At 68.0% G+C, this 20,145-nt stretch carries 11 protein-coding genes; 5 read left to right on the forward strand and 6 right to left on the reverse strand.

Annotated elements, in window-relative coordinates; translation table 11 throughout:
- Window positions 1-61: 61 nt before the first annotated feature.
- Window positions 62-1,168 (reverse strand): hypothetical protein, encoded by a 1,107-nt coding sequence (locus tag LG3211_RS08075; RefSeq protein ID WP_057942383.1) that lies wholly within the window; start codon window positions 1,166-1,168, stop codon window positions 62-64.
- Window positions 1,165-1,719 carry an RNA polymerase sigma factor gene (locus LG3211_RS08080; protein WP_057942384.1) on the reverse strand — a complete coding sequence of 185 codons (555 nt, stop codon included), beginning with the start codon at window positions 1,717-1,719 and terminating at the stop codon, window positions 1,165-1,167. The genes LG3211_RS08075 and LG3211_RS08080 overlap by 4 nt, the downstream gene beginning before the upstream one ends.
- Window positions 1,720-1,921: 202 nt before the next feature.
- Between LG3211_RS08080 and LG3211_RS08085 the strand changes: the two genes are divergently transcribed.
- Window positions 1,922-5,002, forward strand: coding sequence for an EAL domain-containing protein (locus LG3211_RS08085; protein WP_083512865.1), 3,081 nt, complete (start codon window positions 1,922-1,924; stop codon window positions 5,000-5,002).
- 243 nt (window positions 5,003-5,245) lie between these two features.
- Here the strand turns inward: LG3211_RS08085 and LG3211_RS08090 are convergent, their stop codons facing one another.
- The 4 genes from LG3211_RS08090 to xseA form a co-directional block, all read right to left on the reverse strand.
- On the reverse strand, window positions 5,246-7,177 hold the full coding sequence (locus LG3211_RS08090) for a vWA domain-containing protein (RefSeq protein WP_237049852.1): 1,932 nt from the start codon (window positions 7,175-7,177) through the stop codon (window positions 5,246-5,248).
- A gap of 270 nt (window positions 7,178-7,447) precedes the next feature.
- Window positions 7,448-8,923 carry an aldehyde dehydrogenase family protein gene (locus LG3211_RS08095; RefSeq protein ID WP_057942385.1) on the reverse strand — a complete coding sequence of 492 codons (1,476 nt, stop codon included), beginning with the start codon at window positions 8,921-8,923 and terminating at the stop codon, window positions 7,448-7,450.
- Between the two features lie 76 nt (window positions 8,924-8,999).
- Window positions 9,000-10,646, reverse strand: coding sequence for an acetolactate synthase large subunit (locus LG3211_RS08100; protein ID WP_057942386.1), 1,647 nt, complete (start codon window positions 10,644-10,646; stop codon window positions 9,000-9,002).
- 297 nt (window positions 10,647-10,943) lie between these two features.
- The gene (gene xseA, locus LG3211_RS08105; protein WP_057942387.1) at window positions 10,944-12,287 is read right to left on the reverse strand and encodes an exodeoxyribonuclease VII large subunit; all 1,344 of its coding nucleotides are present in this window, start codon (window positions 12,285-12,287) and stop codon (window positions 10,944-10,946) included.
- Window positions 12,288-12,620: 333 nt separating this feature from the next.
- Between xseA and ispG the strand changes: the two genes are divergently transcribed.
- The 4 genes from ispG (at window position 12,621) to LG3211_RS08125 (ending at window position 19,836) form a co-directional block, all read left to right on the forward strand.
- Window positions 12,621-13,892: a flavodoxin-dependent (E)-4-hydroxy-3-methylbut-2-enyl-diphosphate synthase gene (gene ispG / locus LG3211_RS08110; protein WP_057942388.1), complete on the forward strand. Its 1,272-nt coding sequence runs from the start codon at window positions 12,621-12,623 to the stop codon at window positions 13,890-13,892.
- 52 nt (window positions 13,893-13,944) lie between these two features.
- The gene (locus LG3211_RS08115; protein WP_057945356.1) at window positions 13,945-14,655 is read left to right on the forward strand and encodes a phosphatase PAP2 family protein; all 711 of its coding nucleotides are present in this window, start codon (window positions 13,945-13,947) and stop codon (window positions 14,653-14,655) included.
- A 235-nt stretch (window positions 14,656-14,890) separates the two neighbouring features.
- Complete coding sequence (locus tag LG3211_RS27280; protein WP_057942389.1) at window positions 14,891-18,208, forward strand: S8 family serine peptidase; 3,318 nt, start codon at window positions 14,891-14,893, stop codon at window positions 18,206-18,208.
- Window positions 18,209-18,369: 161 nt separating this feature from the next.
- On the forward strand, window positions 18,370-19,836 hold the full coding sequence (locus LG3211_RS08125; RefSeq protein WP_237049853.1) for a YadA-like family protein: 1,467 nt from the start codon (window positions 18,370-18,372) through the stop codon (window positions 19,834-19,836).
- Window positions 19,837-20,145: the final 309 nt, after the last annotated feature.

Here is a 20,145-nt window from a genome sequence, read left to right on the forward strand (position 1 = left end):
CAACCCACCGGCTGCGGGCGCGGCAGGGGCGGGGCGGTTCGGCGATGCTCGGCGGCCGCGCTCATTTGAGCAGCGGCCGCAGGTCGCGCGGAACCCGGCTGTGCGGATGGCTGCGGCGGAACTGGCGCAGGCTTTCGCGGGCGCGTTCGAGCTCGCCGCTGTCGCGGTATTCGCGGATGCGATCCAGCCATTGCGCCGCGGGCAGCTTGCTGTCGTCTTCGACATTGCCGGAGATGCGCGAGCCGGTGACCATGACGCGGTCGAGCGCGCTGTCCTCGCGGACGGGCTGCGGCGGCACTGATCTGGTTTCTTCCGCGACGGCCTTGGAGGCCTCCGACTTGGTCCGCTGCGCCGGCTGCGCGCCCGCGGGGGCTTCGGCTTCGGCGGCGCTGAGCCCGCTGACCGCTGCCGGCGCGGCGCGACGCATCTTGGCCTCGCTGCCGGGCTTGGCCGCGTCGCGGGCGAGCGCGGGCGCCGCAGGCGCGGATGCGGCGGCGGGCGCGGCATCGGCGGGGAACGGTGCGGGCTCGGCGATCGGGGCCGGATCGAAATTCGGCACCGGCGCCGGCGGCGGAGGCGGCGCGGCCATGACCTTCGCCGGGTAGGCGGCGTCGTTGCGCTGCTGCGTCTGCAAATAACCCTGCTCGCGCGGTTGCTCGGCGGCGCGCTTCGCGCTCGCTGCCGGGGCGGCGTCGCTGGCGGCATTGCTGCGTTTGGCGAACTGCGGCGGCGGAGGCGGCGCGATCCGGCTCGGCGGTGGCGCGAGTTCGGCCGGTGCCGGCTGGGGCGGGAGGACGGCGGTTTCCGCCATCTGCGCGCTGGCGGCGGCATCTTCGGCATCGGCGGCCGCCGCGGAACTGTCGGCGGCGCTGGTCGTGACGGCGACCTGATCCTCGCGCATGGCTTCGGCGGCCTTGTCCATCGGCCGCAATTGCCAGGCAATACCGACCGCCAACGACAGCGAAGCGGCCACGCCGATCCACGCCGGCCAGCGGGTTTTGCGCTCGCGCGCACGCGGCGTCTGCGCCACCGCGGCGTGCGCGGCGGCGAGAATCTTCGCGTCCAGCGCCGAAGAGGGACCATCGTTCGGGCCCAGCCGCAGCAGGCGGTCGGCCAGATCGCGTTCTTCCGGCGACAGGGGATCGGGTGCGTCGGGACGGCGGTTCATTCGGTCAACCTCGCGCGAAGCTTGTCCATCGCGTATCGCAGCCTGGACTTCACCGTTTCCCGGCCCGCCCCCGTAATGGCGCCGATCTCCTCCAGACTCAATTCCTGTTCCAGTCGCAGCAGCACCACTTCGCGCTGCTCCTCGGGCAATTCCTCGATCGCGCACTGCAGGCGGCGGCGCTGTTCGAATTCGGACAGTTCGCGCTCGGGCGTGGTCGGGTCGGGCACGCGCGCGGCGCGTTCGTCGCCGTCTTCCGGCGTCGGCGGGCGATGCTTGAGGCCGCGCCAATGGTCGTTGAGGCGGTTGTGGGCGATCCGGAACAGCCAGGTGCTGAACTGCGCGTCGGGTTTCCAGCCGTGGCGCGCGCCGATCACGCGCTGCCAGACATCCTGGAAGAACTCGTCGGCCAGCGCCGAATCGCGGATCTGCCGCAGCAAGAACCGGTACAGGGGGCCGCGATGGCGCGCGTACAGCAACTCGAACGCCGCCGCGTCGCCGGCCGTCCAGGCCAGCATCAGCACGTCGTCGCTCGCGTCGGCACCGGAATTCATTCGCGGCAGGGTACGGCGAGTCGGCGCGGACGGGAAGCGCTTGCGCGTCGGCGGGGCGTCGTATAGCGATGTGGGCAGGGCCAGTAGCATGTCTGGAACAACGGATCGGGACCGGCGGCGGGGTTGCGATCTGCCGAACATGTAAAGCTCGCGTTATCCTGCGCCCTGTATGGAAGGCGGCGATCCGGTGCGGACAGATGCGATGCAAGCGGCAGCGGTGAGCGAATCGTCCGCGGGCGAAGCCCTGGCGTGCGCCCTGCAGGAGGCCCTGCCGGCCGGCTCGCAGGTGGTGGTGTGCTGGCGTGCGGCCCACGGCCGGGTATCGGATTCGTTCACGCCCGGCACCAAGGCGCCCCTGCGCGATGCCGCGCGCCGCCTGCTGGAGCGCGACCCGCCCGCGGTCGGCGCCTCCGACGACCGCTACGCCGACCGCATCGAGGCGGCGTGGTGGCTGGAAGACCGCAGCCGCGCCAGCATCGTCGCGCAGATGCCGCAAGTGCTGACCACGCCGCTGCGCGCGGCCTGGCTGGCGATGGCGCGGCGCATCGTCGCCGCCGACCTGGCCGCCGGCCGCGCCCACGCCCGCGCCGAGGCGCTGGAGAAGTCCGAGCGCCTGCAGCAGGCGCTGTACGGCATCGCCGATCTGGCCGGCTCCGGCCTGGAGATGCCCGATCTGCTCAGCCGCATCCACGGCGTGGTCTGCGGCCTGATGTACGCGGAGAATTTCTACATCGTGCTCTACGACGACGTCGCCGACACGATGCGTTTCCTGTATTTCGCCGACCGTCACGATCCCTACGTCGCCAATCCGCTGCAGTCGATCCGCGGCGAAGACATGCCGACCAGCCTGACCCTGGCGCTGCTGCGCCACGGCGAATCGCTGCAGGGCAGCTCGGCGGATCTGCGCGAACGCCTGAACGTGCCCAACGACGAGCGCCACGGTCCCGACAGCGCCGATTGGCTCGGCGTGCCGATGCGCCGCGACGAACGCGTGTGCGGCGCGATCGTGGTGCAGAACTACGACACCGCCGGCAGCTACGGCGACGAAGACCGCGCGTTGCTGTCCTTCGTCGCCCAGCACATCCTCACCGCGCTGGACCGCTTCCGCGCCCGCGAGGAACTCGAACGCCGCGTCGCCGAGCGCACCTACGCGCTGCAGCTGAGCAATCGCGACCTGCAGGCCGAGATCATCGAACGCCAGCGCTCCGAGCGCCTGCAGCGCGCGCTGTTCCGCATCGCCGAGCTGACCATCACCTCCGACACCCTGGAACGCTTCTATTCCCAGGTCCACGACGTGGTCAGCGAGCTGTTGTACGCGCGCAACTTCTATATCGCACTGCTGTCCGACGACGGCGAGCGCCTGCAGTTTCCGTATTCGATCGACGAACGCGACGTGATCCGCGAAACCCGCCGGCTCGCCGACGGCCTGACCGAATACGTGATCCGCCAGGGCAAGCCGCTGCTGGCCGATCGCCACCGCATCGCCGAGCTCAACAGCCGCGGCGAAGTGCGCAGCCACGGCTCGGCGGCGCACTGCTGGCTCGGCGTGCCGCTGTACCGCGACGACGCGGTGGTGGGCGTGATCGCGATCCAGAGCTACTCGCGCGCGATCAGCTTCAACGCCCGCGACCAGGAACTGCTGACCTTCGTCGCCCATCACATCAGCATCGGCCTGGCGCGCAAGCAGGCGCAGGACCGGCTGGTCACCGCCCACGGCGAACTCGAACAGCGCGTGGCCACGCGCACGCGCGAGCTGGCCCACACCAATGCCGAGCTGGTCGCGCAGATCGGCGAGCGCGTGCGCGCCGAACTCAAGCTCACCCATCAGGCCCTGCACGACGCGCTGACCGGCCTGCCCAATCGCGGCCAGCTGGCCGATCGGCTGGACCACGCCATCGCCCGCGCCAAGCGCGAGAACCGCGCGTTCGCGGTGCTGTTCCTGGACCTGGACCGGTTTAAGCTGGTCAACGACAGCGTCGGCCATTCGGCCGGCGACGAACTGCTGATCGAAAGCAGCCGCCGCATCGTCGGCACCGTGCGCAGCGCCGACATGGTCGCGCGCCTGGGCGGCGACGAATTCGCGATCCTGATCGAGAACATCGACGGCCTGATGGTCGCCGAAGACCTGGCCCAGCGCGTGCTGCGCGCGCTCGGCGAGCCGTGCTGGGTGGCCGGGCGCGAAGTGTTTCCCTCCGCCAGCGTCGGCATCGCCATGTGGCATCCGCGCTACGCCAACGGCACCGAGCTGCTGCGCGACGCCGACGCGGCGATGTACCGCGCCAAGGGCGCCGGCCGCGGCCGCTTCGCCGTGTTCGACGAAGAAATGCGCGAGCAGGCCTTGCGCATCCTGGACCTGGAAGCCGACCTGCGCCGCGCCATCAACAGCGATGCCTTCATCGCCTATTACCAGCCGATCGTGCGCCTCGACGATCAACTGGTGATCGGCCACGAAGCACTGCTGCGCTGGCGCCACGAGAAACGCGGGCTGCTGTTGCCGCGTGAGTTCATCGGCCTGGGCGAGGACAGCGGCCTGATCGAGGAAGCCGACTGGATTCTCTACGGCCGGGTGATCGCCGAACTGGCGCGCGGCGGCCAGGGCTATATTTCGGTCAACGTATCGCCACGGCATTTCCGTTCCGGCGATTTCGCCGACCGGTTGCTGCGCATGATCGAAGAAGCCGGCGCCGACCCGCGCCGGCTGCGCATCGAGATCACCGAGGTCGCGTTGCTCGACGACGTGCCGCGCGCGCTGCGGATCCTGCGCACCTTGCGCAATCACGGCGTACTGGCGCAGCTGGACGATTTCGGCACGGGATTCTCCGCTTTGTCGTATTTGCATCGGTTCCCGATCGAGTGTTTGAAGATCGATCAGAGTTTCGTCGCCGGGTTGGTGGGCGAATCGCGTCCGGAGAGCATCGCGGTGGTGCGCGCGATCCAGGCGTTGGCCGGGACCTTGGGCATCCACACCATCGGCGAAGGCGTGGAGACCCAGGCGCAGCGGCTGATCCTGCGCGAGCTGGGCTGCACCTACGGTCAGGGCTATCTGTTCGGACGTCCGGCCGAGCTGGTCAGCGGCGAAGTGCGGATTCCCGAGGGCGTCGCGGATGTGATCGGCGCGGATGGTGTCGCTTCGAATGTCGCCGCGGCCGAGGTTGTCGACGCGAGCGCGCAGGACATTGGCGTGCGGATCGAATCGCGCGATCCAGCGGCGCTGAAGGGTGCCGCCGGCACCGGATTCGGCGAGCCTGACTTCGTCGAACATACCGGTACCGGCGACGCTTAGAACTTCGTGATGCGGGATCGTGTTGCGGTTGCTTCAGCGAGCCCCTGCGAGTCCACCTCGACCTGGCGAGTCAATTCGCCCCCTTTGAAAAAGGGGGCTGGCGCCCGGCGTTGATGCGGTTGCTATGTGGTTGTTGAAGCGCCGGGGGATTTGCTTTTCGGTGTGTCTGCATTCGCTCAGGAGCAAAAGCGAATCCCCCCTGGCCCCCCTTTTTTCAAAGGGGGGAAGAGCACTGGGGCGCTGTCAGTCGCTGACCGCCACGCCGTTAGCCGGCTTCAACTCGCCGATCTGCGACTTGGCCCGCTCCACCAATCGCACGAACTCGGCGCGCTGGCCCCAACGGTCGTCGAGCCGCACGCTGCGCGCGCTGGCCAGAATCTGATCCCAACCCCAGCCGTCGTACTGGCTGCCGTCGCGCAAGGCATCGGCGAAAGCGGCGACAGATGCGGCCATGCGCATCGGATCGCTGGCGACCGCGCGCTGGCCCGAACGCAGTACCGGCGTTTCGATCAGCTGGCTGCGATCTTCGCCCGGACGCTTGTAGCGCAGCTTGAGGTTGGCGATTTCGCCGTCCTTGCCGCCCGCGGCCGTAGCCGTTTCGGTATAGCGCAACGCCGGCAGGCGCGTGGCCTTGGAGCCGACCGGGGTGATCTCGTACAACGCGGTGACCTCATGCCCCGCGCCGATATCGCCGGCATCGACCTTGTCGTTGGCGAAATCCTCGCGCTTGAGCAAACGGTTTTCGTAACCGATCAAGCGGTACTCGGCGACCTGCGCCGGATTGAATTCGATCTGGATCTTGACGTCGCGGGCGATGGTCAACAGGGTCGAGCCCATTTCCTCGACCAGCACTTTGCGCGCTTCTTGCAAGGTGTCGATGTAGGCATGGTTGCCGTCGCCGACATCGGCCAGTTTCTCCGACAGCTGATCGTTGTAGTTGCCGGTGCCGAAGCCCAGCGTGGTCAGGGCGATGCCGCTCTTGCGCTGGTCGGCGACCATCGTCTCCAGCGCGTTGTTATCGACGGTGCCGACGTTGAAATCGCCGTCGGTGGCCAGGATCACGCGGTTGACGCCATCCTTGATGAAAGCCTGCTTTGCCGTCGCATAGGCCAGGCGGATGCCGTCGCCGCCGTTGGTGCTGCCGCCGGCCTGCAGGCGGCCCAGCGCGTCGAGAATCTCCTGCTGGCGATCGCCGGGCGTGGGCGGCAGCACCAGGCCGGCGGCACCGGCGTAGACCACGATCGAGATGCGATCCTGCGCGCGCAGCTGCTTGGTCAGCATCGAAAACGCGCTCTTGAGCAGCGGCAGTTTGTCCGGCGATTCCATCGAGCCGGAGGTGTCGATCAGGAACACCAGATTGACCGGCGGCAGCGTCTGCTTGGGAACGTCATAGCCCTTGATGCCGATCATCAGCAACTGGCGCTGCGCGTTCCACGGCGCCGGCGCCAGTTCGGTGGACACCTTGAACGGCGTGGCGAGCGACTTCGGCGCGGCGTGGCCGTAGTCGAAGTAGTTGATGAATTCTTCCGCGCGCACCGCGTCGGCGGGCGGGCGCTGACCGTCGTTGAGCATGCGCCGCACGTTGGCGTAGCTGCCGGTATCGACGTCGATGGAGAAGGTGGACAGCGGCTGTTCGCTGGCGCGCACCACCGGGTTGTCCTCGCGTTCGGCGTATTTCTCCGTGTTGGCCGGCTGCGAGTAATAGGGCGGCGGAGGCGGCGGCGCGATCATCGCCGGCGATGCGACGGGCATCGGCGCGGCGGCCATGCGCTTCATGAGCCGGCTGTCCTCGCGAACGCGCGAACCGGTCACCATCACCCGGTCCACCTGCGCTTGCGTGCGGCCGGCGGGAGCGAGGTTGCCGACCGACTTGGCTTCGTATTCGACGAGGGGCTGGGCGGGCATGGACTTGACCGGCTCGGCGGGGGCGGGGGCGGTGTAGCCCGCGCTGGTTGCCGCCGCCGCGTCGGCGGCCTGGAGTTTGTCGTGCGGCGCATCGGCTTGCGCGGCCTGCGCGCCGCGGACCTTGCCGACCTGTTCGTTCTTGCTCGTGGAGGAATTCACGTCGCCCGGCGCCTGGCAGGCGCTGAGGGCCAGCGCGGCCAGCAGGGCGGCGCTGAGCAGGTGCATGGAGTGGCGGGCGGACGGCGAACGGCGCGAGGTTGAGGCTTGCATGGCGGCTTCCCTGGTGTGTGGACCTGGGAAGGCGAACGGGCCGGTGACGTGGATGGGGTTGAACTTGTGAAAAATTTTTCGGAAGGGGAGGACTGTTCCCTTCTCCCGCTTGCGGGAGAAGGTGCCCGGAGAGCCTGCCCCGTGAAGGCTGGGGAGCGATGAGGGCGCGGCGCGGCTGGCTGGCCCTCACCCCAGCCCCTCTCCCGCAAAGCGGGAGAGGGGCTGATACGGCTGAGGATTGGTAGAGCGCGGCTTCGGAGAAGTCCGGGGTTACTTCGCTTCGGTTGGGTCTCGTATCACCAACAACCGCTGCTCACTCATATCCTCGATCGCATACCGCACCCCCTCGCGGCCCTGGCCGGAATCCTTGACCCCGCCGTAAGGCATGTTGTCCACGCGGAAGCTCGGCACGTCGCCGACGATCACGCCGCCGACGTCGAGCCGGTCCCATGCGCGCATCGCATGATCCAGTCGCCCGGTGAACACGCCGGCCTGCAAGCCGAAGTCGCTGTCGTTGACCTCATCGAGGACGCTGTCGAAATCGTCGAACGGCTCGATCACCGCGACCGGGCCGAAGGCTTCCTTGCGGTACAGATCGGCATCGTGCGGCACTTTCTCCAGCAAGGTCGCGGGAATCATGTTGCCGGCGCGCGGACCTGCATTGATGCGCTTGGCGCCGCCCTTGACCGCTGCGTCGATCCACGACTGGATGCGCTTGGCCGCGTCCTCATCGACCACCGGGCCGATAAAGGTCTTGTCATCGCGCGGATCGCCCATGCGCAGCGCGCCGATCGCGGCCTTGAGCTTCTTGCGCAGTTTGTCGTAGATGTCGGCGTGAGCGTAGATGCGCTGCACGCTGATGCAGCTTTGGCCGCTTTGGTAGTAGGCGCCGAACACCAGCCGCTCGACCACGTGATCCAGGCTCGCGCCCGGATCGGCGTCGATGATGCAGGCGGCGTTGCCGCCGAGTTCGAGCGTGACCTTCTTCTTGCCGGCGCGCGCCTTCAGATCCCAGCCGATCAGGCCGCCGGTGAAGCTCAGCAGCTTGATGCGTTCATCCTCGACCAGCAGCGAGGCGTCTTCGTTCGAGCAGCACAACACCGAGAATGCGCCTTCGGGCAGATCGGTTTCGGCCAGCACCTCGCCGATGATCAACGCGCCGACCGGCGTCTTGATCGCCGGCTTGAGCACGAACGGACAGCCGGCCGCGATCGCCGGCGCGACTTTGTGCGCGACCAGGTTCAGCGGGAAATTGAACGGGGTGATGAAGCTGCACGGCCCGATCGGCACGCGCTTGACCATGCCGCGATAGCCGCGGGTGCGCTCGGAGATCTGCAACTCGATGATCTGGCCGTCGCCGCGAGTGGCTTCGCCGGCGGCGATGCGGAAGGTGTCGATCAGGCGGGTGACTTCGCCGCGCGCGTCCTTGATCGGCTTGCCCGCTTCGATGCACAGGGCCAGCGCGAGTTCCTCGAAGCGCTCGGTGAAACGGCGCACGCAGTGTTCGAGCACGTCGCGGCGGCGGTCGGGGGTGAACCGCGCCATGGCCTCGCGCGCCTTGTGCGCGGCGACGATGGCCTTGCGCACCGCGACCGCATCGGCCATCGCCACGCGGGTGGCGCGCTTGCCGCTGTATTTGTCCAGCACTTCCAGCTGGGTATTGGCCGCGACCGGGCGGTTGGCGAGGTAGTAGGGGTAGCTGGACTTCAGACCCTTGGCGGGTTTTTTCTTGTTGGGCTTGGCCATTGGCTGCTCCTTGAGGAATGAGCGAAGTCGGAGAGATTCGTAGCTTCCGGTGTCGGGTCGAACGCGGCCAGCCGCGTTACTGCACCGCCGAAGCGAGCCTGGGAATATCTTCGTTGAGAATCCGGTCGTCGTCGTTGTAATCGATCGGCACTTCGATCACATCCACGCCCGGCGTATCCAATGCCTGACGCAGCAACGGCAGGAACGCATCGCTGGACTCGGGCCGATGCCCGCGCGCGCCGTAGCTGCGGGCGTAGGCGACGAAATCCGGATTGCCCAGGTCCATGCCGAAACTCGGGTAGCGCTCGTGCGCCTGCTTCCACTTGATCATGCCGTAGGCGTCGTCGCGCAATACCAGCACGACCAGGTCCAGGCCCAGGCGCACCGCGGTTTCCAGCTCCTGCGAATTCATCATGAAGCCGCCGTCGCCGCACACCGCGACGACCTTGCGGTCCGGGCAGACGATGCGCGCGGCGATCGCCGAGGGCAGGCCGGCGCCCATCGTCGCCAGCGCGTTGTCGAGCAGCAGCGTGTTCGGCTCGCGGCAGCGGTAATTGCGCGCGAACCACAGCTTGTACAGGCCGTTGTCGAGGCAGACCACGTCGCGCGGCGACAGCGCCGCGCGCACGTCGGCGACCAGACGCTGCGGCGCGAGCGGAAAGCGATCGTCGTCGGCGCGGTCGCGCAGTTGTTCCAGCAGCGCGGCGCGCACGCGGTCGAAGAAGGCGAAGTCCCAGTGCGCCTGCGGCTGCAGGGCTTCCTGCAAACGCCAGACCGAATGGGCGATGTCGCCGACGACTTCGATCTGCGGGAAATACACCGCATCGACCTCGGCGCTGGCGTAGTTGACGTGGATCACCGTGCGCCGGCCTTCGCGCATGAAGAACGGCGGTTTCTCGATCACATCGTGGCCGATGTTGACGATGCAGTCGGCCGAATCGATGGCGCGATGGACGAAGTCGTGATCGGACAAGGCCGCATTGCCCAGCCACAGCGGGCCTTGCTCGTCGAGCACGCCCTTGCCCATCTGGGTGGTGAAGTAGGGGATGCCGAGCTTGGCGACGAATTCGTCCAGGGTCTTGGAGGTGGTCTTGCGGTTGGCGCCGGCGCCGATCATCAGCAGGGGATGGCGGGCGTTGGCGATGGCCTCGGCAGCGCGTTCGATGGCCTTGTCCTCGGCCACCGGCCGGCGCGAGAACGAGGCCGGAATCAGCCGCGCCTGAGTCGGATCGGCGGCGATGTCCTGCGGCAGTTCCAGATGCACGGCGCCGGGACGTTCTTCCTCGGCGCGGCGGAAGGCTTCGCGCACCCGCGCCGGGATGCTGTCGGCGGCGACGATCTGGCGCGTGTATTTGGTCAGCGGCCGCATCGTGTCGACCACATCGACGATCTGGAAATGGCCCTGCTTGCTGGTCTTGATCGGCTTCTGCCCGGTGATCATCAGCATCGGCATCGCGCCGAGTTGGGCGTAGGCCGCGGCGGTGACCAGATTGGTCGCGCCCGGTCCCAGCGTGGACAGGCAGACGCCGGCCTTGCCGGTCAGCCGGCCGTAGGTCGCGGCCATGAAACCGGCGGCCTGTTCGTGGCGGGTGAGCACCAGCTTGATCGTGGAGGTGCGCATCGATTCGAGCAGGTCGAGGTTTTCCTCGCCGGGAATGCCGAAGACGTATTGCACGCCTTCGGCTTCGAGCGCGGCGACGAACAGGTCGGACGCCTTGGTCATGCGGAACTCCGGGAGCGGGCAGGGCCCGAGTCCGTCGATGCTCGCGCAAACGATGTTAGCGGTGGGCGATGGCGATGGAACGGTGCGGGCTATGCATGACCGGGTCGCCAGGATCGGAAAGGTCGGATGGCCTGTGAATCAGGCATCGCACAAGCATCGAAAGCTTTTGTGGGAGGGGCTTCAGCCCCGATGCTTTGCGCTCCGATCGCCGCTGCAGATGGTTTCCGAGATTCAAAGAGATCGGATCGAAGAGCATCGGGGCTGAAGCCCCTCCCACAAAAGGCTTCGATGCATTCGTCAGGACTCGTTGTCCTCGACCCGCACTTTCAACTGGCCGTCGTGTACCCGTGCGGTCAAGCGATCGCCGGGCGCGGCGTCGAGCACGCTGCGCACGACGCGGCCGTCGCCGCGCTGCAGGATCGAATAGCCGCGTGCGACCGTCGCCAGCGGGCTGATCGCCTCCAGCGAACGCGCCAGGCCGCGCAGGCGCAGGGCGTCGCCGCGCAGGCGCCGCGCGATGGCGGCCTGCGGGCGCAGGGCGAGGGCGCCCAGGCGCTCGCGCAGGCGGGCGATGCGGCGCTGCGGATGATGCGCGCGCAGCACCGCGTCGGCGTGGCGAAGGCGCGCGCCGTCGCGTTCCAGGCGCAGGCGCCAGGCTTGTTCGAGCCGGCGCAGCGCGTCCTGCTGGCGCGTGCGCAGCGCGGCCAGCCGCGCCTGCGGCCGCAGCGCGTTGAGGCGCAGGCCGGCGCGGTCGGCGCGCTGCATGGCCTGGCGCAGGCGCTGGCTGTGCAGGTTGTGCAGGCGCGCTTCGAGCACGCGCAGGCGATGCAGCAGATCCTCGCGTTGCGGCACCAGCAATTCGGCCGCCACCGACGGCGTCGGCGCGCGCACGTCGGCGGCGAAGTCGGCCAGGGTGAAGTCGGTTTCGTGCCCGATCGCCGACACCACCGGCACAGCGGAGGCGGCGATCGCCCGCGCCAGGCGTTCGTCGTTGAACGCCCACAGGTCTTCCAGCGAACCGCCGCCGCGCGCCAGTACGATCACGTCGTAACGCTGCGCGGCCTGCGCGCGCATCAGCATCGCGGTGATGCGCTCGGCCGCGCCGTCGCCCTGCACCGGCACCGGCAGCACCTCGGCCTGCGCCAACGGGAAGCGCCGCGCCAGCACGCTCAGCACATCGCGCACCGCCGCGCCGCTGGGCGAGGTGATGATGGCGATGCGCGCGGGGAACCGCGGCAGTTCGCGCTTGCGCTCGCCGTCGAACAGGCCTTCGGCCGCGAGCCGCGCCTTGAGCTCCTCGAACGCACGCCGCAGCGCGCCTTCGCCGGCCTCTTCCATGTGGTCCAGCACCAACTGGTAGTCGCCGCGCGCTTCGTACAGGGTCAGGCGTCCGCGCGCGAGCACGCGCAGTCCCTCGCGCGGGACGAACTTCAGCCAGCTGCTCTTGGGCTTGAACATCGCGCAGCGGACCTGGGCGCGGGCGTCCTTCAAGGTCATGTACAGATGCCCGGACGACGGCCGCGACAGATTGCCCAGCTCGCCCTCGACCCAGATCAGCGGGAAGGTGTCCTCCAGCAGATTGCGCGCCAGGGTGTTGAGCTGGCTGGGAGTGAGGACTTCGTCGGGCTGGCTGGGGGGCATGGGGTACTGATCGACCTGGGGCGGGTTTGGCGAGGCGACGCGGCGCTTTTGTTCGTCATTCCCGCGAAAGCGGGAATCCAGCGACTTTCGTGCGGGTGACGTCAAAGTCGCTGGATTCCCGCTTTCGCGGGAATGACGGCTGGGATGCGGGTATTCGATGCCCGCTGTCCGATATCCGGTGCCGCGGAGACGATGGTATCGCGTGCGGCCGTCCGGGGTCGTTGCGGCGGTCCCAACCACCGCCAACAACGGCAAACCCCCGACACCACAGCGTTTCCCCGCGCTTCACCCCCGCGACACGAAAGCTGCGCGCCCCGGCGTTACAATAGCCGCATGAATTCAGATGCCGTCTTGCCCTGTGCCCATTCCGGTTTCGGCCCTCTGCCGCGACGCCTGACCCGCGCGGTCACGGTCGGCGGCGTTCAGGTCGGCGGCGGCGCGCCGGTGGTGGTGCAGTCGATGACCAACACCGACACCGCCGATGTCGCTTCCACCACCAAGCAGGTCGCCGAGCTGTGGCGCGCCGGTTCGGAACTGGTGCGGATCACGGTGAACACCGTCGAGGCCGCCGCGGCGGTGCCGCGCATCGTCGATAAGCTGGCGATGATGGGTATCGAGGTGCCGATCATCGGCGACTTCCACTACAACGGCCATCAGCTGCTCACCGCCGAGCCGGCCTGCGCGCAGGCCCTGGGCAAGTACCGCATCAACCCCGGCAACGTCGGCTTCGGCAAGAAGAAAGACAGCCAGTTCGCCACCCTGATCGAGTTCGCGATCAAGTACGGCAAGCCGGTGCGCATCGGCGCCAACTGGGGTTCGCTGGATCAGGCCCTGGCCACCCAGCTGATGGACGAGAATGCCGCCCGCGCCGAACCCTGGGACGCCGGCCGGGTGCTGCGCGAGGCGCTGATCCGCTCGGCGCTGGACTCGGCCGCGCGCGCGATCGAGCTGGGCCTGCCGGCCGACCGCATCGTGCTCAGCGCCAAGGTCAGCGGCGTGCAGGAACTGATCGCGGTCTATCGCGAACTGGCCCGCCGCGGCGAGTACGCGCTGCACCTGGGCCTGACCGAGGCCGGCATCGGCAGCAAGGGCATCGTCGCCTCCAGCGCCGCGCTGGGCGTGCTGCTGCAGGAAGGCATCGGCGACACCATCCGCATTTCGCTCACGCCCGAGCCGGGCCAGTCGCGCAACAACGAAGTCATCGTCGCGCAGGAACTGCTGCAGACCATGGGCCTGCGCGCGTTCACGCCGATGGTCACCGCCTGCCCGGGGTGCGGCCGCACCACCAGCACCTTCTTCCAGGAACTGGCGCAGACCGTGCAGGAGCATGTGCGCGCGAAGATGCCGGAGTGGAAGATCACCCATCCGGGCGCGGAGAACCTCACCCTCGCGGTGATGGGCTGCATCGTCAACGGCCCGGGCGAATCGCGTCACGCCAACATCGGCATTTCGCTGCCGGGCACGGGCGAGACGCCGTCGGCGCCGGTGTTCGAGGACGGCGAGAAGACCGTGACCTTGCGCGGGGAAAACATCGCGCAGGAATTCGTCGCGCTGATCGACACCTACGTCGAACGCAATTATGGCGCCCGCCTCGCAGGCGCCTGACTCCCGCGCGGCCGCGCAGCCTCCGGCGGCGGCCAACGAAGACCGGGCCGCGCTGCGCCGCGGCCGAGGCGACAGCGCGGTCGAACAAGAGGCGCGCTTCGGCCTGGCGCTGCTGCGCCGCCACGGCTGGCGCCTGCTGCTGGTGTTCGCCGGCCTGTTGCTGCCGCTGTGGGGTTTCGCCGAACTGGCGGATGAAATCCACGAGCGCGAAGCCATCGTCTTCGACGAACCATTGCTGCAGTACGCCCACAGCCTGGCGCGCGACGGCTTCGACCGTTTGTTCGTGATCGTCTCGCAACTGGGCTATCTGTACGGCGTGGTGCCGTTCGATGTGCTGCTGGTCGTGGTACTGACCTTGCGTCGGCGTTTTCGCGAAGCCAGCTTCGCCGCGATCGCCCTGGCCGGTTCGGCCCTGCTCAATATCGCCGCGAAGCAATTCTTCGCGCGCGAGCGGCCGTCGCTGTGGGATTCGATCGCGCCCGAACACAACTACAGTTTCCCCAGCGGCCACGCCATGGGCTCGATGACCTTGCTGGTCACCCTGGCGCTGTTGAGCTGGCCGACGCGCTGGCGCTGGCCGGTGCTGGCGGTGATGGTGCCGTTCGTGGCGCTGGTGGGCTTCTCGCGTCTGTACCTGGGGGTGCATTACCCCTCAGACATCCTGGCCGGGTGGGCGGTGGCTACGGCGTGGGTGGTGGCGATTTATCTGATCGTTTATCGCGGCGGGCTGCTCAGGCCCTGGCTGCATCGCCCAGGCGCTTGAGTCCCGGCTGACGGCCCGGACTCGCTTTTACCCAACTGCCTCACAAAAAAAGTACCGCCAATGAGGTGGGGTGTCCTGTTCCTGCACGCGTTGTGAGTGTAGGGGACGCCTTGACGGCATTAAAAACGTTGATCTCAGCCGATTCGGCTTATTCCCAGCTGATCTGTGTCGCTGCTTGGTTCGCCAGGCGGTGGGTTCGGTTTTTTTCGTGCAACAGCATTGGGGACCAGTGGAAATGTCGAAGGTATTCAAGAAGACGTCGATCGCCCTGGCGATCGCCGCGGCGGCAGCAATTGCCGGGGCAACGGTGGGATTGCCCGGTACAGGTTCCGAACACGACGCGCCCGTGGGAGGCGCACCGACGCCCAGCGGCCAGAACGGCGCTGCTGTCGCTCAGTACGAGCGCTACATCGTGGTCTATCGCGAAGCGCCGTTGAGCACCTACAAAGGCGAAGTGGCGGGACTGCCCGCGCCCCGGCGCCTGCAGGGCGCGGCCCGCGCTCAGGGCGCGATGGTCAGCGCAGGTTCCGGTCGTATCGACGTGCACAGCGCTGCCGCGATGCAGTACGTGCAGCATCTCGACGAGGTGCAGGCGCGTCACGAACGCAAGATCGATGGCCTGATCGGCCGTCGCATGAAAGTCCAGCATCGCATGCGTCATGCGCTCAACGCCGTGGTGACTGAGCTGACCGCCGCGGAAGCCGCGCGCATCTCGCGCTTGCCCGAAGTGCAGCTGGTCCAGCCCGATCGTGTGCACGAACTGTTGACCGACGTCGGCCCGACCTTGATCGGCGCCCCGGCGCTGTGGAACGCGACGCCCATGCATTTTCGCGGCGAAGGCGTCGTCGTCGGTATTCTCGACACCGGCATCAATTTCGGCAGCCCCGCATTCGCGGCGGTGGACGACAGCGGCTACCAGCACATCAATCCGCTCGGTGCCGGCACTTATCTGGGAACTTGCGCGCCCGGTGGCGTCGATGAAGGCCGATGCAATGACAAGTTGATCGGCGGCTACGATTTCGTCTGCGGCGAACCCGGCAACCGCTGCAACGTCGCCGGCGTGCGCGAAGAGCCCGGTTTCGGCGATACCAACGGCCACGGCAGCCACACCGCGTCCACAGCCGCCGGCAATGCCTGGAACGCGCAGTACAAAGGCCGCGAAATCCGTATTTCCGGCGTCGCGCCGCACGCCAATATCGTCGCTTACGACGTGTGCTTCACCACCATCGCCACCAACCAGGGCAGTTGTCCGGATTCGTCGTCGGCGCGCGCGGTCGATCAGGCGATCGCCGACGGCGTCGTCGATGTCATCAACTTCTCCATCGGCGGCGGCGCCAGTCCCTGGGGCGACGCGGTCTCGCTGTCGTTCCTCAACGCCACCGACGCCGGCATCTACGTCGCCGCGGCGGCCGGTAACGACGGTCCCGGCGCGTTCACCATGAGCCATAACGAACCGTGGGTCGGCACGACCGCGGCGGCCCAGCACGGCCGCGGCGCTTTTGCCCTGCTGATGCAAGTCACCGGCCCCGGCGCGGTACCGCCGGCGTTGCAGGCGCTGCAACTGACCGAAGGCAATGGCGGTACCGCGTTCGCGGCCGCGTTGCCCAACACCACGCCGCTGCGCGTGAGCGCGGGTATCGACAGCGTCGACGATGGCTGCGCAGCTTTCCCGGCCGGCGCCTTCCAAGGTGCGATCGCGGTGATCCGCCGCGGCACCTGCAGTTTCACCATCAAGGTCAGCAATGCATCGGCGGCCGGCGCGATCGGCGTGCTCATCGCTAACAACGTCGCCGCCGCGATCTCGCCGACGGTGCCGGGCACCACGATTCCGACCTTCGGCGTGCCCGTCGCCGACGGCAACGCGGTGCGCGATTTCGCCGCCAGCAGCGGCAATACCGCCACCGCCGGCATCGGCTATCCGCCGACGCCCTTGCCGAACACGCCCGATGTGCTGGCCGGTTTCAGTTCGCGCGGACCGGCCGGAAACTACGACCTGGTCAAACCCGATGTCACCGCGCCCGGCGTCAATATCCTGGCGGTGAAATCCGGTACCACCATCAGCGGCAACGAGAATCTGGTCGATTTGGACAGCGGCACCTCGATGGCCTCGCCGCATCACGCAGGCGCGGCCGCGTTGATCCATCAGGCCCGCCCGAGCTGGACCGTGGCCGAGATCAAGTCCGCGTTGATGATGACCGCCAAGCAGGAAGTGTTCAAAGAAGACTCGATCACCGCCGCCGATGCACACGCGATGGGCGCCGGCCGGATCCAGATCGATCAGGCGATCAAGGCCGGTTTGTTGCTCAACGAGACCAAGGCCAACTTCCTGGCCGCCGATCCCGCCAACGGCGGCGATATCTCCACGCTTAACCTGCCGAGCATGGGCAAGTTCAATTGCGTCAGCTCGTGCTCGTTCACTCGCACCTTCCGCAACACGCTGACCACGCGCCAGAGCTGGACCGCCAAGGTGCAAGGACTGACCGCCCTTGTGACGCCTTCCTTGATCACGCTCAATCCGGGCGAGAGCAAAGCGGTCAAGGTGACCGTCAGCAGCGGTTCGCTGGCGCAGACGGGCGCTTTCAGCTTCGGCAAGCTTGTGCTGGCGCCCTCCGGCGGCGATGTTGCCCAGCCGGTGCTGCGTCTGCCGATCGCGGTGGCGGTGCAGCCTGCCAAGCTCGCCTTGGAGCCGGCGCAGGTCGCGCTGACCCTGCCCGCGGGCGGTAGCGGCGCGGTGAATTTCCGTTCGCGCAACCTTGGCGGCGTTTCGCTGGATTACCAGATCGACAACAACGGTTCCGGCGGCCGCACCCTGGTCACGCAGAGCATCAATCCGGCCAGGAACGGCTTCTATGCCGCTCGCTTTACCGATCCTGCGACGCGTGGACGCGCTTCGCTGGCGGCCGATGATTTCACTCTGGGCGATCCGACCGGCATCGCCAGCATCGTCGCCAACGGCTTCGTGCTCGGCGGCGGCAGTCTGACCAACGCAGCGAACCTGGACTGGTCGATCTTCCGCGACGTCAACGGCAATCCCGAAGGCAATCCGGAAACCACGCCGCAACTGGCGGTATGGCGCTACACGGCGGCGCCGAACTCGGCCGGCGTGTCGATCAATGGCGGCACGATCAGGCTCAATCTGGCCACGGCAGGTCAGAACGCGAATCTGGCCGCAGGCCGCTACTGGCTGGTGGTGTCCGCGCGTTCGCCGTCGGCGACCGCCTGGGCCTGGTTCGGGTCATTGGAAGGCGACAACGTACTGCGCACGATTTCGGTCGCCGCCAACGGCACCGGCAACTGGGCCGCAGCCGCGGGTCAGGCCGGCATGTCGTATTCGCTGGATGCCTCCAACACGTGCGGCGCGACCTGGATCGGTGCGCCCAACCGCGCCTTCGGCCGCATCGCCGGCGGCGGCGCGGTGGACAGTCAGGTCCAGATCAACACCGCGGGTCTGGCTGCGGGCAACTACGTGGGCTACATCTGCGTCGCCAGCAACGACGCGTCGAGGCCGAAAGCGGCTTTGCGCGTCGCCTTGACCGTCACGCCCGCGCCGTAACAGCGCACGCCGGCTGATTCGCGCAGCGGCCGGGCCCGAGGGCCCGGCCGCTGCGGACGGTCGCATCAAGCCGATGCCCGCACGCGGGACGACTTTCGACATTTCATGGTCCCGCGTCCACGCGCGGACCGATGCCTGATTCACGGATTAGGGGACAGACTTTGAATACTTTGCACAAGACTCTCATCGCTGCGGCGTTGACCCTGGCGACTTCCTCGGTTTGGGCCGGCGAAGCCTGCGTACTGGACGATGGCGCCGGCAATACCGGCACCGAGGGCGCTACCGCTACCGGCGCCAATGCGGTGGCTTGCGGGACCGGCGCGACGGCGTCGGGCGATTCCAGTTCGGCCATCGGTGTGGGCAGCATCGCCAGCGGCACCGGCGCCAGCGCGATCGGCAGCGGCAGCACCGCGTCGGGCGAACAAAGCTCGGCGATCGGCGCGGGCGCGACTGCCAGCGCGGATTTCAGTTCGGCTTACGGCATGGGCAGCACCGCGAGCGGCGCGGGCGCGTTGGTGGTCGGCGTCGGCGGTACCGCGTCGGGCGATCAGAGTGCGGCGTTCGGTACCGGCGCCAACGCTACCGGCGCCAACAGCAACGCAATCGGCGACGGCAGCACGGCGAGCGCCGACTTCGCGACCGCCGTCGGCTCCAGCAGCACCGCCAGCGGCCAGTTCAGTCTGGCCGGCGGCGCCGGCAGCAGCGCGAGCGGCGTCAACTCGGTGGCTCTGGGCGCGCAGAGCTCGACTACGGCGGACAATGCGGTGGCACTGGGGTCGAACTCCGTCGCCGACCGCGCCAACACCGTCTCCTTCGGCGCCGTCGGCAACGAGCGGCAATTGGTCAACGTCGCCGCCGCGACCCAGGACACCGATGCGGTGAATCTCTCGCAGCTCAACACGCTGAGCGGCGCGCTCGGCGGCGGCGCGAGCTTCGGCGGTGGCGTATTCACACCGCCGACCTACGTGATCCAGGGTTCGAGCTTCAACGACGTGGGCTCGGCATTCGGCGCGGTGGATGGCCGCTTGACCGATCTGTACGGCCGCATCGCCGCGATTCCAGCCGGCCCGCAAGGCCCGGTCGGTCCGCAAGGTCCGCAGGGACCGCAAGGCGCGGCCGGCACCGGCGGTTCGGCGTTGTCGGCGAACTACACCGACGCATCGAAGACCCAGCTGGCGTTGGAAGGCGCCGGCGGCACGCGCGTGTCCAACGTCGCCAACGGCACCGCCGCGACCGACGCGGCGAACGTGGGCCAGGTCCAGGCCGGCGATGCGCAGACGCTGCGCAGCGCCAACACCTATACCGATTCGCGCGTCGCGCAGATGCTGGCCGCGCCGACCGAAGCGGTGAACCGCTTGCGCGACGACATGAACTGGCGCTTCGCCAAGCAGGACGAGCGCATCGACAAGATGGGCGCGATGACCGCGGCGATGGTGCAGATGTCGGCCAGCGCATCGGGCCTGCGCACGCAGAACCGCGTCGCGGTCGGCGCCGGTTTCCAGGGCGGCGAGCAGGCGCTGTCGATCGGTTATCAGCGCGCGATCAGCGATCGCGCGACGGTGACCGTGGGCGGCGCGTTCAGCGATTCGGAAAGCTCGGTCGGCGTCGGCGCGGGTTTTGGTTGGTAACGACGCGGGCGGTGCACGCGGTGTCGCGAACAAAGGAGCGCTTCGGCGCTCCTTTGTTTTTCTGCGTCGCGCGCTTCAAGACCAGCGAACTTCGCGCAATTCATAAACATGACGTTTCAATGCCGAAACATGCGCGATAGGCATCAGTAACCAAAGTCAAAATGTGCGCATGATCACGCCGTAACTTTCCTGCCTCGCGCAGTGTGCGCGCAGGGCGGGAAGGTTCGGCCCGGTGCGTGCGGATGCGCCGGGCGTTACGGGAAGGACGGACGGCCGGGACCGCGATCGCGGTCAGGCGCACGGACGATG

Source organism: Lysobacter gummosus, from assembly GCF_001442805.1.
Lineage (GTDB): Bacteria > Pseudomonadota > Gammaproteobacteria > Xanthomonadales > Xanthomonadaceae > Lysobacter > Lysobacter gummosus.